Source organism: Pedococcus badiiscoriae, from assembly GCF_013408925.1.
In the GTDB taxonomy this organism is placed as follows: Bacteria; Actinomycetota; Actinomycetes; order Actinomycetales; family Dermatophilaceae; genus Pedococcus; species Pedococcus badiiscoriae.
The window spans coordinates 1,099,628-1,115,345 of sequence record NZ_JACCAB010000001.1 but is presented as its reverse complement, the minus strand read 5'-3'; the positions used below and the strand labels follow the sequence as shown (position 1 = coordinate 1,115,345).

At 69.6% G+C, this 15,718-nt stretch carries 14 protein-coding genes; 11 read left to right on the top strand and 3 right to left on the bottom strand.

What is annotated here, in order from left to right:
- Nucleotides 1-14 precede the first annotated feature (14 nt).
- The 10 genes from BJ986_RS05360 (at nt 15) to BJ986_RS05315 (ending at nt 12,573) form a co-directional block, all read left to right on the top strand.
- The gene (locus BJ986_RS05360) at nt 15-359 is read left to right on the top strand and encodes an anti-sigma factor antagonist (protein ID WP_179421052.1); all 345 of its coding nucleotides are present in this window, start codon (nt 15-17) and stop codon (nt 357-359) included.
- Between the two features lie 151 nt (nt 360-510).
- A complete protein-coding gene (locus BJ986_RS05355; protein WP_179421051.1) occupies nt 511-2,979 on the top strand; it encodes a sodium-translocating pyrophosphatase in 2,469 nt (822 codons plus the stop codon).
- A 138-nt stretch (nt 2,980-3,117) separates the two neighbouring features.
- Complete coding sequence (locus BJ986_RS05350; protein WP_179421050.1) at nt 3,118-3,594, top strand: GNAT family N-acetyltransferase; 477 nt, start codon at nt 3,118-3,120, stop codon at nt 3,592-3,594.
- A gap of 9 nt (nt 3,595-3,603) precedes the next feature.
- The gene (locus tag BJ986_RS05345; protein WP_179421049.1) at nt 3,604-4,317 is read left to right on the top strand and encodes an AIM24 family protein; all 714 of its coding nucleotides are present in this window, start codon (nt 3,604-3,606) and stop codon (nt 4,315-4,317) included.
- On the top strand, nt 4,314-5,813 hold the full coding sequence (locus tag BJ986_RS05340) for a N5-glutamine methyltransferase family protein (protein ID WP_179421048.1): 1,500 nt from the start codon (nt 4,314-4,316) through the stop codon (nt 5,811-5,813). The genes BJ986_RS05345 and BJ986_RS05340 overlap by 4 nt, the downstream gene beginning before the upstream one ends.
- A gap of 134 nt (nt 5,814-5,947) precedes the next feature.
- Entirely contained in the window at nt 5,948-6,604 is a 657-nt protein-coding gene (locus BJ986_RS05335) for a TetR/AcrR family transcriptional regulator (protein WP_179421047.1), read from the top strand.
- Nucleotides 6,604-8,340 carry an ABC transporter transmembrane domain-containing protein gene (locus BJ986_RS05330; RefSeq protein WP_179421046.1) on the top strand — a complete coding sequence of 579 codons (1,737 nt, stop codon included), beginning with the start codon at nt 6,604-6,606 and terminating at the stop codon, nt 8,338-8,340. Before BJ986_RS05335 ends, BJ986_RS05330 begins: the two co-directional genes overlap by 1 nt.
- Nucleotides 8,337-10,370: an ABC transporter ATP-binding protein gene (locus tag BJ986_RS05325; protein WP_179421045.1), complete on the top strand. Its 2,034-nt coding sequence runs from the start codon at nt 8,337-8,339 to the stop codon at nt 10,368-10,370. Before BJ986_RS05330 ends, BJ986_RS05325 begins: the two co-directional genes overlap by 4 nt.
- A 105-nt stretch (nt 10,371-10,475) precedes the next feature.
- Nucleotides 10,476-12,242, top strand: a complete 1,767-nt coding sequence (locus BJ986_RS05320) for a sodium:solute symporter family protein (RefSeq protein ID WP_179421044.1) — start codon at nt 10,476-10,478, stop codon at nt 12,240-12,242.
- Nucleotides 12,243-12,255: 13 nt separating this feature from the next.
- Entirely contained in the window at nt 12,256-12,573 is a 318-nt protein-coding gene (locus BJ986_RS05315; RefSeq protein ID WP_179421043.1) for a hypothetical protein, read from the top strand.
- A 27-nt stretch (nt 12,574-12,600) separates the two neighbouring features.
- On the opposite strand, the gene BJ986_RS05310 is transcribed toward BJ986_RS05315, so the two are convergent.
- Nucleotides 12,601-13,002: a VOC family protein gene (locus tag BJ986_RS05310; protein WP_179421042.1), complete on the bottom strand. Its 402-nt coding sequence runs from the start codon at nt 13,000-13,002 to the stop codon at nt 12,601-12,603.
- Complete coding sequence (locus BJ986_RS05305; protein WP_337794870.1) at nt 12,999-13,733, bottom strand: TetR/AcrR family transcriptional regulator; 735 nt, start codon at nt 13,731-13,733, stop codon at nt 12,999-13,001. The genes BJ986_RS05310 and BJ986_RS05305 overlap by 4 nt, the downstream gene beginning before the upstream one ends.
- Nucleotides 13,734-13,865: 132 nt before the next feature.
- Between BJ986_RS05305 and BJ986_RS05300 the strand changes: the two genes are divergently transcribed.
- Nucleotides 13,866-14,897 (top strand): NAD(P)-dependent alcohol dehydrogenase, encoded by a 1,032-nt coding sequence (locus BJ986_RS05300; protein ID WP_179421041.1) that lies wholly within the window; start codon nt 13,866-13,868, stop codon nt 14,895-14,897.
- 3 nt (nt 14,898-14,900) lie between these two features.
- On the opposite strand, the gene BJ986_RS05295 is transcribed toward BJ986_RS05300, so the two are convergent.
- The gene (locus tag BJ986_RS05295) at nt 14,901-15,704 is read right to left on the bottom strand and encodes a dioxygenase family protein (protein WP_179421040.1); all 804 of its coding nucleotides are present in this window, start codon (nt 15,702-15,704) and stop codon (nt 14,901-14,903) included.
- Nucleotides 15,705-15,718: the final 14 nt, after the last annotated feature.

Below are 15,718 nucleotides of genomic sequence, written 5' to 3'. Positions count from 1 at the left end.
CCAAAGGGGTGAGCGTGGACCTGTCGGTCTCCAGCAGCGAGCAGGGCGCCGTGACGATTGTCCACGTGGCAGGCGAGATCGACGTGTACACCGCTCCGCTGCTCCGCGAAGTGCTCGACAAGCAGGTTGCCGCGGGCCGCACCGACCTCGTCGTCGACCTCGAGAAGGTCACGTTCATGGACTCCACCGGGCTCGGCGTGCTCGTCGGGCGCCTCAAGCTGGTCCGTGGACAGAACGGCACGCTGCGCATCGTCAGCGCCCAGGAGCGGATCCTCAAGGTCTTCAAGATCACCGGGCTGGACAAGGTGTTCCACATCTACCCCACCGTGGACGACGCCGCCGCGGCCTCCAGCGCCTGAGGCTGCCGGAATCGAATTTCTGTGACCCTGCTCACGCGGCGTCACATAGGCTGTGACGTGCATTACCCTCGCCACCAACGTCCCCTCTGCGGTGTGCCGTCGTGGCGCGCCTTTGGGCGGTCCTGAATGATTCCCCATCGAGGAGGATGGAATGTCGCGCCTCGCGCCTGCCGCCACAGCTGCCCTGCAGCTTGACGGCACCAATCTCACCCTGGTCATCGCGGTGCTCGCGATCGCGATCATCGCGCTGGTCATGGGTGTGTTCTTCCGTCAGCAGGTCCTGGCGGCCGACCCCGGCACCGAGAAGATGCAGGAAATCGGCGCTGCCGTGGAGGAAGGCGCCCAGGCGTACCTCGCCCGCCAGTTCAAGACCCTCGGCATCTTCGTCGTCCTGGTCTTCGGCCTGTTGCTCCTGCTCCCCGCCGACACGGCCGGCGTCCGGTGGGGCCGCTCCGGCTTCTTCGTCGTCGGCGCGCTGTTCTCCGCCGCGATCGGCTACTTCGGCATGAGCCTGGCCGTCAAGGCCAACGTCCGCGTGGCGTCCGCAGCCCGCGAGGGCAGCCGCGACAACGGCATGCGGATCGCCTTCCGCACGGGTGGCACCGTGGGCATGGCGACCGTGGGCCTCGGCCTGCTCGGCGCCTCCGTGGTCGTCCTGCTCTACCGGGGCGACGCCCCCAAGGTCCTCGAGGGCTTCGGCTTCGGTGCCGCCCTCCTCGCGATGTTCATGCGTGTCGGCGGCGGAATCTTCACCAAGGCCGCGGACGTCGGCGCCGACCTCGTCGGCAAGGTCGAGGCCGGCATCCCCGAGGACGACCCGCGCAACGCCGCCACCATCGCGGACAACGTGGGCGACAACGTCGGCGACTGCGCCGGCATGGCGGCCGACCTCTTCGAGTCGTATGCCGTGATGCTGGTCGCCGCCCTGATCCTGGGTTCCGCCGCGTTCGGCGCCTACGGCCTGGTCTTCCCGCTGATCGTGCCTGCCATCGGTGCGGTCACCGCCCTCATCGGTGTCTTCATCACACGGGTCAAGCCCGGCGAGAACGCGCTGTCGGCGATCAACCGCGGGTTCTACATCTCGGCCGTCATCGCCGCCGTGCTCTCCGGGGTGGCCGCGTACACCTACCTGCCGGACACGTTCAAGGCGCTCGGCTCCACCGACCAGACCGTCACCGCGCTCACCGGCGACCCGCGTCGGTCGGCCATCCTCGCCGTGGTCATCGGCATCGTGCTGGCCGCGGTCATCCTCTGGCTGACCGGCTACTTCACCGGGACCGACAAGCGCCCCACCAAGGACGTCGCGCGCACCTCGCTGACCGGCGCGGCCACGGTCGTCCTGTCCGGTATCGGCGTCGGCCTCGAGTCTGCCGTCTACACCGCGGTCATCATCGGCGCCGCCGTGTACGCCGCGTTCCTGCTCGGTGGCGGCTCGGTCATCCTGTCGCTGTTCCTCATCGCGCTGGCCGGCTGTGGCCTGCTCACCACGGTGGGCGTGATCGTGGCGATGGACACCTTCGGCCCGGTCTCCGACAACGCGCAGGGCATCGCCGAGATGTCCGGTGACGTCGACGGCGAGGGCGCCCAGATCCTCACCGACCTCGACGCCGTGGGCAACACCACCAAGGCGATCACCAAGGGCATCGCCATCGCGACGGCCGTGCTTGCGGCCACCGCGCTGTTCGGGTCCTACTCCGACGCGTGGCAGACCAAGTACCGCCCGATCCTGCAGGGCCTGGAGCAGAAGGCACAGGCGGGGGCCCTGTCTCCGCAGCAGATCGCCGAGATCCGCAGCCAGCTCACGCAGTTCGACCTCCAGATCGTCACGCCGAGCGTGCTGGTGGGCCTGCTGCTCGGTGCGGCCGTCGTGTTCCTGTTCTCCGGCCTCGCCATCAACGCGGTGACCCGCGCTGCCGGCGCCATCGTCTTCGAGGTGCGTCGCCAGTTCCGCGACCACCCCGGGATCATGGACTACACCGAGAAGCCCGAGTACGGCCGCGTGGTCGACATCTGCACCAAGGACTCGCTGCGTGAGCTCGCGACGCCGGGTCTGCTGGCCGCGCTCACCCCGGTTGCCGTCGGCTTCGGCCTCGGCATCGGGCCGCTCGCCGGCTTCCTGGCCGGTGCCATCGGCACCGGGTGCCTCATGGCGGTGTTCCTCGCCAACTCCGGTGGGTCGTGGGACAACGCCAAGAAGATCGTCGAGGACGGCACGCACGGCGGCAAGGGCAGCGACGCCCACGCGGCCACCGTCATCGGTGACACCGTCGGCGACCCGTTCAAGGACACCGCCGGTCCGGCCATCAACCCGCTGATCAAGGTCATGAACCTCGTCTCGGTGCTCATCGCGCCGGCGATCGTGACCCTGTCCATCGGCGACGACGCCAACAAGGTGGTCCGTTACGGCATCGCCGCCGCCGCGATCATCATCGTCATCGCGGCCGTCGCGGTGTCCAAGGCCCGTGACCTGGCGATCGGTGGTGACGAGGACGGTGCGGCCGCCGCACGGTACGACGCCGCCGCGCCGGACTCCGGCGAGGCCGAGACCGCGCCCGGCCGGGCCGTCGACGCGGCCACCGACCCGGCCACGGACGTGGTCGAGGAGCCGGTCAACCGCTAGCTCCGCACGGCATACGGGCCAGTCTCGTGACACCGCAGGGCCGGCTCACCCACTCGGGTGGGCCGGCCCTGCGGCTTCTCCAGAGGCCTTCCGCCGCAGGTATGCCGCGGGGTCCACGACCCCGCGTAGGGTCGCGCCATGGACCCGGAGCGTTCGTTCCACATCGAGCCGGTCGCGCCGGATGACCTGGCGGACCTCCTGCCCCTGATGCGGGCCTACTGCACGTTCTACGAGAGCGAGCCGCCGGACGAGGCGCTGGAGGCGATGAGCCGGGCGTTCCTCGAGGAGGGCTCCGGCGGCACCCAGCTGATCGCCCGCGACGACTCGGGTGGGGCGATCGGCCACGCCACGATGCTCTGGAGCTGGGACACCACCCTCGCGCAGCCGCTCGCGGTGATGGAGGACCTGTTCGTCACCGAACGCGCCCGGGGGGCAGGGGTGGGCGCGGGCCTCATCGAGGCGTGCCGGCAGCTCGCGGCCGACCGCGGGATGCAGTGGTTGGCGTGGGAGACCGCCCCCGACAACGAGCCGGCGCAACGGCTCTACGACCGGCTCGGGGCGCAGCGGGGCACCTGGTACGCCTATCGCCTGTCGACGAACGGGCCCGCATCCTAGGCTGGGGCCATGCAGAGTCCGCTCTTTGACCAGGCCAACCTCGAAGTCCAGGCGCAGCAGCGGTTCGCGCTGCAGAACCCCCAGATGCTGCGGGTCCACCTCGGTGGCGACGTGCTCGCGGTCAAGGGGGCGATGGTGTCCTACCAGGGCCAGATCCGCTTCGACCACGAGAAGGCCGGCAGCGTCGGCAAGCTGTTCAAGAAGGTCGTGACCGGCGAGGACGTCTCGTTGATGCGGGTGTCCGGCGAGGGCGACGTCTTCTTCGCGTCCGAGGCAGGGTTCGTCTTCCTCATCGACCTCGCCGGGGATGCGCTGTCGCTCAACGCGCGCAACCTGCTGGCCTTCGACTCCAGCATCGCGTGGGACATCAAGCGCGTGCAGGGGGCGGGCATGCTCAGCGGCGGCCTGTTCAACACGACCCTCCAAGGCAACGGCACGGTCGCCATCCACACCGTCGGGCAACCGGTGATCCTCGACTGCAGCCAGCAGCCCACCTACGTCGACGTGCAGGCCTGCGTCGGCTGGTCGGCCAACCTCGTGCCGCAGGTGGTCTCGAGCATGAACGTGCGGTCGATGCTGCGCGGCGGCTCGGGCGAGGCCTTCCAGTACGCCTTCTCCGGGCCGGGTTTCGTCATCGTCCAGCCGAGCGAGTGGACCCCGCCCGCCCCCCAGGGCGGTAGCGGCGGAGGCGGCTTCAACCTCGGCGGCCTGCTCGACGGATGAGCGCTCCCACGCCGGTCGCCGACCCCGAGCTGGTCGCCCGCCTGCGGGCCGACCTCGGCGCCGCGGCATACACGGTCGAAGCGGTCGGCGAGCTGCTGGGACCGCTCGCAGCGGCCGCCCTCGCCCGTGAGCAGGTGCTTCCAGCCCAGCGGGTCACCGTCGACGTCGACACCCCGCTCGCGACCCTGGTGCGGCTCTTCGCGCTCGGGGATGCGGTCGACAGCGAGGAGGCAGCTGCGGCACTGCCCACGCTGGGGGTGGTCGGCGCGACCTCGCTCGGCCTGGTGCGCGACCAGGGCCCCGGGGTGGTGGCGACCTGCGACCTACGTCCCTACGGGGATGACAGCCACGAGTGGTGGGTCGCCTCCGACCTCACCGAGCTGCAGACCCGGGCGCCCCTGCGTGAGGACCACGTCCTGGGCATCGGTGGTGCCTCGACGACCTTGGCGTCCTGGACGCCGCGGCCCGCCGTCGAGCGGGCCCTCGACCTCGGGACCGGGTGCGGGGTCCAGGCGCTGCACCTGGGTGCCCACGCCCGGCAGATCACCGTCACCGACATCTCCACCCGGGCGCTGGACTTCGCCCGGTTCAACGCCCTGCTGAACGAGTGCGCCTGGGACGTCGTCGAGGGTTCGATGCTGGATCCCGTGTCAGGACAGCGGTTCGGGCTCATCGTCAGCAACCCGCCGTTCGTCATCACACCCAGGACCCCCGACGTCCCGCTGTTCGAGTACCGCGACGGTGGGCAGGCCGGTGACGCGATCGTCGCCGACCTCGTGCGCTCGATCGGCGCGCACCTCGAACCGGGTGGGGTCGCGCAGTTCCTCGGCAACTGGGAGGTGGTCGGCGACGCCGACTGGCGTGACCGGGTGCGTGGCTGGGTCGCCGGCACCGGGCTCGACGCGTGGATCGTGCAGCGCGACGTGCAGGACCCGGCGGAGTATGCCGAGACCTGGTCGCGAGACGGAGGTCACCACAGTGCCACCACCGAGTTCGCGACGATGTATGCCGCGTGGCTCGACGACTTCGCCTCCCGCGGCGTGACTGCGATCGGCTTCGGCGTCATCACCCTGCAGCGCCCCCTGGAGGAGCGGACCCCCTTCGTCGAGCTCACCGAGGCGACGGGCCCGGTGGCTGCCCCGATGGGTCCGCACGTCCTGTCGGGGCTTCGTGCCCGCACCTGGCTCGCGGAGCACACGGACGACGAGGTCCTGGCGGTCGCGTGGCGGTGCGCCGACGACGTGACCGAGGAGCGCCACGGCCGGCCCGGGGCGCAGGACCCGTCGGTGATCCTGCTGCGGCAGGGTGGCGGGCTGCGTCGGGCGGTCCGGCTCGACACGGTCGGGGCCGCGCTCGTCAGCGTGTGCGACGGGACGCTGACCGCGGCGGCTGCCCTGGCGGCGATCGCGGAGCTGCTCGGCTCCGAGGTGGGCGCAGTCCGGGCTGAGGCAGTCCCGTTGGTGCGAGAGCTCGTGGCCGACGGCCTCCTGGTCTGACCTGCCCAGCCCTGCCCCACCCCCTGCCCGGTCGATGTAAACGCGCCGGGGATCGCCGGCGTGGTGACATCGAACCGGCGAGGAAGTGGAGAAAACCGGTTGTGAGTGAGTGCTCACTCACTTAAGGTGTGCACATGACACCACGCGCCGCTGCCATGGCCCCGGACGAGCGCCGGGCCTCCATCGTCGCGGCAACGATCCCGTTGCTCCGGGACAAGGGTCAGGGGATCAGCACCCGCGAGATAGCCAGGGCGGCAGGCATCGCCGAGGGCACCATCTTCCGGGTCTTCGAGAGCAAGGACGAGATCATCCACGCCTGCGTCCACCAGGCGTTCGACACCACGATGGTCCGGGTGGAGCTGGGGGCCATCGACCCGCGGCTGCCCCTGCGCGAGCGGTTGGCGGCGGCGGTCACGGTGATGCAGACCCACCTGCAGGGGGTCTTCTCCCTGATGAGCGTGCTGCACTCGTCCGGTCAGCCCCTCCACCGCCCGACCGGCGCGGACGCTGTCCGTCGCCGACAGCAGGGGACCGCCGAGCTCGACGAGGCCTTCGTCGCCCTGATCGGTGACGATGCCGCCCTGCTGCGGATCCCCGTCAGGAACTTCATCGGCTACCTGCGCATGCTGACGCTCTCCAGCGTCCACCCGATGCTCGACGGCCAGGACTCCACCGCGGCGGAGCTGGTCGACGTCCTCCTCGAAGGCGCCCTGGCGCGCCCGACCACCGAGAACCACGCGACCAGCGCGCCCACCAGGCCCATGTCATCCATCTCACGGGGGAAGAAGTAGTGCTGATCCGGATCATTCGTGACTACCTGGGGCCGTACCGGGGCCAGGTCGCGGTCCTCGTGGGGCTGCAGCTCGTCGGGACCATGGCATCCCTCTACCTGCCCAGCCTCAACGGCAAGATCATCGACCAGGGCGTGGCCACCGGCGACACGGGCTTCATTGTCAGGACCGGCGGCTGGATGCTCGCCGTGTCGCTCGTGCAGATCGTCGCGACCGTCGCGGCGACCTACCTCGGGGCCAGGTCGGCCGCCGGCCTGGGCCGCGACCTGCGGGCGGGGATCTTCGCCCGGGTGGGCGACTTCTCCGCTCAGGAGGTGTCGCGGTTCGGCGCTCCGACCCTCATCTCCCGCAACACCAACGACGTCACCCAGGTGCAGACCGTCGTCTTCATGGGCGCCGCGATGATGGTGTCGGCGCCGATCATGATGGTGGGCGGGATCTTCATGGCGCTGCGCGAGGACGTCGGTCTGTCGTGGCTGGTCGCCGTCGCCGTGCCGCTGCTGGCCCTGTCGGTGGCGCTGGTGATCCGCAAGATGATCCCGAACTTCCGCCTCATGCAGGAGTCGGTCGACTGGGTGAACCGCGTCCTGCGCGAACAGATCACCGGTATCCGTGTGGTCCGTGCCTTCGTCCGCGAGGACCACGAGCGGTCCCGGTTTGCCGACGCCAACACGCAGTACACCGGGACGGCGCTCGCGGTCGGCCGGCTGATGGCGTTGGTCTTCCCGATCGTCATGGTGATCTTCAACGCCTCGACCGTCGCGGTCCTGTGGTTCGGGTCGCACCGCGTCGAGAACGGACAGATGCACATCGGCGAGCTGACCGCCTTCATGAGCTACCTCATGCAGATCCTCATGTCGGTCATGATGGCGACCTTCATGTCCATGATGATCCCTCGCGCGACGGTCTCGGCCGGACGCATCGGCGAGGTGCTCGACACCGGCTCGACCGTCGTCCAGCCCGAGCGCCCGGTCGCCATTCCGTTGACCGGCACCACCGTGGAGCTGCGTGACGTCGAGTTCCGCTATCCCGGCGCGGATGTGCCTGTCCTGCAGCGCGTCTCGCTCACCGCCGAGCCCGGGCGCACGACCGCCATCATCGGGAGCACCGGTGCCGGAAAGTCCACGCTGCTGTCCCTGATCCCCAGGCTCTACGACGTCACCGGCGGGTCCGTCCTGCTCGGTGGTGTCGATGTCCGTGACGCCACGCTGGAGGACGTCTGGTCCCGGATCGGGCTGGTCCCCCAGAAGCCCTACCTGTTCACCGGGACGGTCGCCTCCAACCTGCGCTACGGCGACTCCGACGCGACGGACGACGAGCTCTGGGAGGCTTTGCGCATCGCGCAGGCGGCGGACTTCGTGCGCGCCATGCCGGGTGGACTCGACGCGCCCATCTCGCAGGGCGGCACCAACGTGTCCGGCGGACAGCGCCAGCGTCTGGCCATCGCTCGCGCACTGGTCTCCAGGCCGGAGGTCTTCCTCTTCGACGACAGCTTCTCGGCCCTCGACCTGTCCACGGACGCAAGGCTGCGGTCGGCCCTGCGACCGGTCACCCGGCATACCGCGGTGATCGTGGTGGCGCAACGGGTCTCCACCATCATCGACGCGGACCACATCGTCGTCCTCGACGACGGCGTGGTGGTCGGCGCCGGACGCCACGACGAGCTGCTCGAGACCTGCCCGACGTACGTGGAGATCGTCGAGTCCCAGCGATCCGCAGAGGAGGCCGCGGCATGAGCGAAGGAGTGAAGACCGAGGAGGAGAAGGCTGCCGAGGCCAGGCGCGGGCCGGTGGCGAACGCCGCCCAGCGGCGTGGACCGATGTCGATCGGCCTGCCGTCGGAGAAGTCGAAGAACTTCGGCCCGTCGGCGAAGCGGCTGCTGTCCCTGCTGGCCCCCGAGCGGACCGCCCTGTATGGCGTGGTGGCACTGGCGGTGTGCAGCGTCGCGCTGAACGCCGTCGGACCCAAGATCCTCGGCAGGGCGACCGACCTCATCTTCGCCGGAGTGATCGGGAAGATGTTGCCGCCCACCGCAACTCGCGAGCAGGTCGTCCAGGGACTGCGGGCCACCGGTCAGGGCACCCGCGCCGACATGGTGGCCAAGATGGACCACCTGGTGCCCGGATCGGGGATCGACTTCGGGGCCGTGGGACGTGTGCTGTTGTTCGTCCTCGCCCTCTACGCGGTGGCGAGCGTGCTGTCGTGGGCCAGTGGCTGGGTGCTCACGGGTGCCGTCAACCGCACCATCTTCATCCTGCGACGCGACGTCGAGGACAAGCTCAACCGACTGCCGTTGCCCTACTTCGACGCGCAGCCCCGCGGTGAGCTGCTCAGCCGGGTCACCAACGACATCGACAACGTCGCCCAGAGCCTGCAGCAGACGATGAGCCAGCTGCTGACCTCGCTGCTCACGGTGGTGGCGATGGTCGGGATGATGCTCTACATCTCCCCGCTGCTGGCGGTGATCGCGCTCGTCACCATCCCCGTCTCGATGTTCGTCACGGCCACGATCGGCAAGCGGTCGCAGAAGCACTTCGTCCAGCAGTGGAAGAGCACCGGAGAGCTGAACGCGATCGTCGAGGAGACGTTCACGGGTCACCAGCTGGTCAAGGTCTTCGGCAGGCAGGACGAGGTCCGAGCCGCGTTCCGAAGCAAGAACGACGACCTGTTCGACGCCGGCTTCGGCGCACAGTTCATCAGCGGCATCATCATGCCGACGATGATGTTCATCGGAAACCTCAACTACGTCGTCATCGCCGTGGTCGGTGGGCTCCGCGTGGCCAGCGGGTCCATGAGCCTCGGAGACGTGCAGGCCTTCATCCAGTACTCGCGGCAGTTCACCCAGCCGCTGACGCAGGTCGCCTCGATGGCCAACCTGCTGCAGTCCGGGGTCGCTTCTGCCGAAAGGGTTTTCGAGGTCCTGGATGCCCCCGAGCAGCGGCCCGACGCGGCCCGGCCGACCGCTCTGGACGATCCCCACGGACGGGTGGAGTTCGAGGACGTGTCGTTCTCCTACGACCCTGCCAACCCACTCATCGAGCGCCTGGACCTCACCGTCGAGCCCGGTCAGACGGTGGCCATCGTCGGTCCCACGGGTGCCGGCAAGACCACGCTCGTCAACCTCATCATGCGGTTCTACGAGCTCGACTCCGGCCGGATCACGCTCGACGGCGTGGACATCACCGACCTGACCCGGCACAACCTGCGCAGCGAGATCGGGATGGTCCTGCAGGACACCTGGCTGTTCGGCGGCACGATCCGCGAGAACATCGCCTACGGCAGGCCGGGCGCCAGCGACGAGGAGGTGATGGCTGCCGCCACGGCGACCTACGTCGACAGGTTCGTCCACTCCTTCCCCGACGGCTACGACACGGTGCTGGATGCCGAGGGTGGCAACGTCAGTGCCGGAGAGAAGCAGCTCATCACCATCGCGCGGGCGTTCCTGTCCGACCCGGCCCTGCTCATCCTCGACGAGGCGACGAGCTCGGTGGACACGCGCACCGAGCTCCTTGTCCAGAAGGCGATGTCGGCGCTGCGACACGACCGCACGAGCTTCGTCATCGCGCACCGGTTGTCCACCATCCGCGACGCGGACGTCATCCTCGTGATGCGTGACGGGCAGATCGTCGAGCAGGGTTCGCACGACGTCCTGCTCGCCCGGGGCGGCGCCTATGCCGAGCTGTATGCCGCCCAGTTCAGCGGCGCTGCCGTGGACGTCGACACGGGGGAGGCCCCGGCGCCCGACCTGGCCGGCGCCAGGGTCTGATCCGAGGTTCGGGGCCGCGGTCCCGCTGACCCCTCGGGGTGCCGGTTTGCGGCATACGCCCTAGGTTGGTGCGGAGGTCCGCCGACGCACCCCAGGAGCCCATCGATGTCCCTGCTCGCCCCCCTGGCCGCTCCCGCGGCGGCCGGCACGTTGATCAATGCCACCTGGCTCGACTACCTGCTCGTGGCGCTGTACTTCGTCTTCGTCCTCGGCATCGGTTTCATCGCCCGCCGGTCGGTCTCGGACTCGATCGACTTCTTCCTCTCGGGGCGCTCGCTCCCCGCCTGGGTGACCGGTCTGGCGTTCATCTCGGCCAACCTCGGTGCCGTCGAGATCATGGGCATGTCGGCCAACGGCGCCCAGATCGGGCTCCCGACGGTGCACTACTTCTGGGTCGGCGCGATCCCCGCGATGCTGTTCCTCGGCGTCGTGATGATGCCGTTCTACTACGGCTCCAAGGTGCGGTCCGTCCCCGAGTTCATGCTGCGGCGCTTCGGCACCGGCGCCCACCTCGTCAACGCGATCAGCTTCGCGCTGGCCCAGCTGCTCATCGCCGGCGTCAACCTCTACCTGCTGGGGTCGATCGTGCACGCGCTGCTCGGCTGGCCGCTGTGGGTGGCCCTGCTCGTGGCTGCCGCGATCGTGCTGTCCTACATCACCCTCGGCGGGCTCTCGGCCGCGATCTACAACGAGGTTCTCCAGTTCTTCGTCATCGTCGCGTCGTTGTTGCCGCTGACGCTGATCGGGCTGCACCGCGTCGGAGGGTGGAGCGGCCTGCAGGACAAGATCACCGCGTTCGCGAGCTCGGCGCCCGCCAAGGCCGCCGTCGCTCCAGCCGGCCAGCAGCTGCACTCGTGGCCGGGCCAGGCGCTGTCCGGGTTCAGCTCCGGCTTCCTCTCGGTGATCGGCATCGTCTTCGGGCTGGGTTTCGTGCTCTCCTTCGGCTACTGGACGACCAACTTCGTCGAGGTCCAGCGTGCGATGGCGTCGAAGTCGATCTCGGCTGCCCGCAAGACGCCGATCATCGGTGCCTTCCCCAAGATGTTCGTGCCGTTCATCGTCATCCTCCCCGGGATGATCTCGGCGGTCCTCGTCAAGGAGATGGTGCAGCTCAAGAGTGGCGGCACCCCTCCCGGCGGCGCGTCGGGCCAGGGCGTCAAGTACAACGACGCGCTCCTGCTGCTCATGCGTGACGTCCTGCCGAACGGCCTGCTCGGGCTGGCCATCGCGGGACTGCTCGCCGCCTTCATGGCAGGCATGGCCGCCAACATCTCGGCGTTCAACACGGTGTTCAGCTACGACCTCTGGCAGCGCTACCTGCGCAAGGACCACAGCGACGACTACTACCTGCGCATCGGTCGGCTGGCCACCGTCGCGGCGACGATCATCGCGATCTTCACCGCCTCGATCGCGAGCAGCTTCTCCAACATCATGGACTACCTCCAGACGCTGTTCGGCTTCTTCAACGCCCCCCTGTTCGCCACCTTCATCCTCGGCATGTTCTGGAAGCGGATGACGCCGGCCGCCGGGTGGATCGGCCTCGCCAGCGGCACGGTGTCAGCCGTGGTGGTGGCCTTCCTCAGCAAGGACGCCTTCGGCACCGCCAGCCTCGGCGTCCTGCCGCTGTCCGGGCAGGGGGCGAGCTTCGTGGCCGCGTCCACGGCGTTCGTGGTCGACATCGTCGTGTCGTATGCCGTGTCGCTCGCCACCGAGCCCAAGCCGGCTTCCGAGCTGCGGGGCCTGGTCTACTCCGAGACGCCCAGGGAGGACCTCGTCGACCCGGAGGAAGCGAGCCACCCGTGGTTCCAGCGCACCATGCCGCTCGCAGGCATTGCGCTCGTCCTCGTCCTGATCCTCAACTTCGCGTTCTAAGAGGAGTCCTGCCATGAGCCAGAAGACCACTGAGACGACGGCCCCGTCCCCCAAGAAGACCGCCGGTGCGTTCGACATCCGCAACATCATCGGAGCGTTGCTCGGCCTCTACGGCGTGATCCTGCTGCTCGCCGGGCTGTTCGGAGACACGGCGTCGGCCAAGACGGGAGGCATCAACGCCAACCTCTGGACGGGGCTGGCCCTGGCGATCGCGGCGGTCGTGTTCCTGACCTGGGCTCGGCTGAAGCCGATCGTCGTGCCCGAGCACGTCGAGCCGGTCGGGGACGATCCCACCCGGCCCGCACCGCGCCGCCGCCCCGGCGACCACTGAGGCCTCACCCCTGACGGCGCGCCTGGGTCACCACATGGCCTCGAGGTCGGGGTGGCCAAGGGCTGGCGGGTCGTACGCGGGCTGGTAGAGCGTCATCGTCCCGGCGCCCGGCACGACCAGCTGGATCGTGGAGCCCCACCGTTGCTCGACGACGTCACCGTCGAACTCCGCACCGCGACCGCGCAGCTCGGCGACGGTGGCCGCGAGGTCGTCGCACATGAGGGACAGGTCGAAGCGCTGGTCGGTGCCGCCCGCCTGGCCCTCGTGCTCCCACGATGACGGGTGGACGCCGAGCTCGCTCGGACCGGTGGCGAAGATGAGCCATCCGCCCCCGGTGTCGGACCCGGGGAACTGGAGGACGTCACGGAAGAAGGCGCGGGCGGCGTCGGGGTCGTCGGCGTAGACGAGGGTGTGCAGTGCGGTGATCATGGCCCAACGGTAGAAGCCCTGCGACGCTCCAGCCCGTCGAGCAGCACATCGAGTCCGAACTCGAACTCGCTCTGGTCGTCGCACCAGCCCAGGGTCGACCCGGGGTCGTCGTGCGCGACCTCGCCGAGCATCTCGACGAGGTGCGGGACCTGTGCCGCCATGGCCACGAGCAGATCCTCCGAGGCGGTGTCCGCAGCGGCGTCGCCGGGGTTGAACAGCTCCTGCGAGAAGCCGATCACCCGGCTGCCGAGGGCGTGCAGCGAGTGGTGCGTCAGGTCGTTGCTGAAACCCCCGGCACGCAGGATCGCCACGACACCGTCGAAGTAGCGGACGACGTCGAGGTTCATGGTGGTGCGGGTCTCCAGGACGCCCGGCGCCCAGCGGTGGCGGAGCATCACCTCGCGTGCGGCCAGCGCCCGGGCGCGCAGGGCGCCGCGCCAGTCGATCGCGGGGTCGGGGGAGTCGAGCGCGGACACGGCGGCGACGAGCTCGGCGGCGACCTGCTCCACCATCGCGTCGAGCATGGCTTCCTTGCCGGCCACGTGGTTGTAGAGGGACATCGCCTCGACCCCGAGCTCCTGGCCGATCCGCCGCATCGAGACCGCGGCGATGCCCTCGGCGTCCGCAACGTCGACGGCCGCGCGCATGACGCGCTCGCGACTGAGCGGCGTGCGGGTAGGGCTCGTCGCGCCGTCGGTGAGGACGGCGTCGCTCTCGACGGTGTCGGTCACGCGGGTCCCTCCGGTTCGGCAAACGCGGTCGTCCGTCCCGAATGCTAGCTCTCCACCATTGACAGACTTACGACGTAGGTCTAACTTACACCGTATATTTACACCGTAAGTTCGACGACACCGGGAGCCAGGATGACCGACATCGACCATGCACCAGCCCAAGCGCCGAGTGCGCTCCCCGCGACGATGCGTGCCGCGGTGTACGAGCGCTACGGCCCTCCGCAGGAGGTCGTCACGGTGCGGACCGTGCCCGTGCCGGAGGTGGGGGCCGACGACGTGCTGGTGCGCGTCGGGGCGGCGTCGGTCAACGCGCTCGACTGGCACCTCGTCACCGGGCTGCCGATGTTCGCCCGGCCGGCGCTGGGGCTGCGCCGTCCGAAGCGCCAGGTGCCTGGCGCCGACGTCGCAGGGGTCGTCGAGGCAGTGGGCTCGGCCGTGACCCGGTTCCAGCCCGGCGACCGGGTCTTCGGTGAGGTCTCGGGTGGCGCGTTCGCCGAGTTCCTCGTGGCGCCGGCCGAGTGGCTGGTGCCGGTGCCCGACCGCATCCCGATCGAACAGGCGGCCACCATCGGCGTGGCCGCCGAGACCGCCCTCCAGGGCCTGCGCGACTGGGGCCGGCTGCAGGCGGGTCAGCGGGTGCTGGTCAACGGAGCCTCCGGAGGGGTCGGCAGCTTCGCGGTCCAGCTCGCGAAGGCGCTGGGCGCGGCCCATGTCACGGCGGTCTGCAGCACGGGCAACGTCGAGGCTGCCCGTCGGGGCGGCGCGGACCGCGTCGTCGACTACACCCGCGAGGACGTGCGATCGCTGGGCGAGACGTTCGACCTCTTCTTCGACAACGCGGGCAGCCTCACCCTGCGTGACAGCCGCCGCCTGGTGTCACCCGGCGGGAGCTATGTGATGGTCACGTCGCCGAAGTCCAGGTGGATGCGTCCCCTGCCGAGGATGCTCAGCCTGCCGGTCTACTTCGCGGTCGGCAGCCAACGAGCGCCGGCGTTCAAGGTCGCCTCACGCAACCGGGCCGACCTCGAGCTCCTCATCGACCTGGTGGCGACGGGTGCCGTCAGCCCGGTCGTGGACCGTCGATGGGCACTCGCGGACGCGCCGGAGGCACTGCGCGTGCAGGGCGAGTTCCACTCGCGGGGCAAGTCGGTGGTCGTCCCCTGACGGTCAGTTGAACTGCCAGGACCGCTTGCTCAGGCCGAACCAGAATCCGTCGATGACGCTCTCGTTGTCGAGGCTGCCCGACTCGTATGCCGCGCCGAGGCTGACGTAGAGCGGCGCCCAGTGCTCGGTGCGGGGGTGTGCCTCCCGGGCGGCCGGGGCCTTGTGCATGAAGTCGAGGATGGCATCGACGTCCTGCCGCTCGAGTGCCTCGGCGGCCCAGTTGTCGAACTCGGCAGAGGCGGCAGGCGGAGTGCCGTCCGGGCCCGCGGCAGGGTTGAACCAGCGCAGGTTGTGGGTGGTGAAGCCGGACCCGACGATCAGGGTGCCCTGGTCGCGCAGGGGTGCGAGCTTGCGGCCGAGGTCGAACAACGCCCGCGGGTCCAGGGTCGGCATCGACATCTGCAGGACGGGGATGTCGGCCTCGGGATACATCTCGACGAGGGGGACATAGGCCCCGTGGTCGAGTCCGCGCGTCTCGTCCCGGTGCACCGGGGTGTCGGCGGCGTGCATGAGCCTGGTGACGTCGGCCGCGAGGTCGGGCGCGCCCGGCGCGGCATACGTGACCTCGTAGTAGTGCCGCGGGAAGCCGTAGAAGTCGTAGACGAGCGGGACGTCGCCCGTGGTGGCGGACAGCGACAGGGGGGCTTCCTCCCAGTGCGCCGAGACCATGAGGATGTTTGCCGGCTTGCGGAACCTCGTCGACCAGCTCGCCAGCTGGTCGGTCCACACCGGGTCGTCGGCCAGCGGCGGTGCGCCGTGGCTGAGGTAGAGCACCGGCTGACGGGTGGTGGTCGCGGGCTGGGTCATGGCCACAGCCTACA

Excerpts from the sequence above, each read along its gene's own strand:
- BJ986_RS05350 (WP_179421050.1), top strand. The coding sequence starts at position 3,118 with ATGGACCCGGAGCGTTCGTTCCACATCGAGCCGGTCGCGCCGGATGAC.
- BJ986_RS05300 (WP_179421041.1), top strand. The coding sequence starts at position 13,866 with ATGACCGACATCGACCATGCACCAGCCCAAGCGCCGAGTGCGCTCCCC.
- BJ986_RS05355 (WP_179421051.1), top strand. The coding sequence starts at position 511 with ATGTCGCGCCTCGCGCCTGCCGCCACAGCTGCCCTGCAGCTTGACGGC.
- BJ986_RS05295 (WP_179421040.1), bottom strand. The coding sequence starts at position 15,704 with ATGACCCAGCCCGCGACCACCACCCGTCAGCCGGTGCTCTACCTCAGC.
- BJ986_RS05325 (WP_179421045.1), top strand. The coding sequence starts at position 8,337 with ATGAGCGAAGGAGTGAAGACCGAGGAGGAGAAGGCTGCCGAGGCCAGG.
- BJ986_RS05335 (WP_179421047.1), top strand. The coding sequence starts at position 5,948 with ATGACACCACGCGCCGCTGCCATGGCCCCGGACGAGCGCCGGGCCTCC.
- BJ986_RS05340 (WP_179421048.1), top strand. The coding sequence starts at position 4,314 with ATGAGCGCTCCCACGCCGGTCGCCGACCCCGAGCTGGTCGCCCGCCTG.
- BJ986_RS05310 (WP_179421042.1), bottom strand. The coding sequence starts at position 13,002 with ATGATCACCGCACTGCACACCCTCGTCTACGCCGACGACCCCGACGCC.
- BJ986_RS05315 (WP_179421043.1), top strand. The coding sequence starts at position 12,256 with ATGAGCCAGAAGACCACTGAGACGACGGCCCCGTCCCCCAAGAAGACC.
- BJ986_RS05320 (WP_179421044.1), top strand. The coding sequence starts at position 10,476 with ATGTCCCTGCTCGCCCCCCTGGCCGCTCCCGCGGCGGCCGGCACGTTG.
- BJ986_RS05345 (WP_179421049.1), top strand. The coding sequence starts at position 3,604 with ATGCAGAGTCCGCTCTTTGACCAGGCCAACCTCGAAGTCCAGGCGCAG.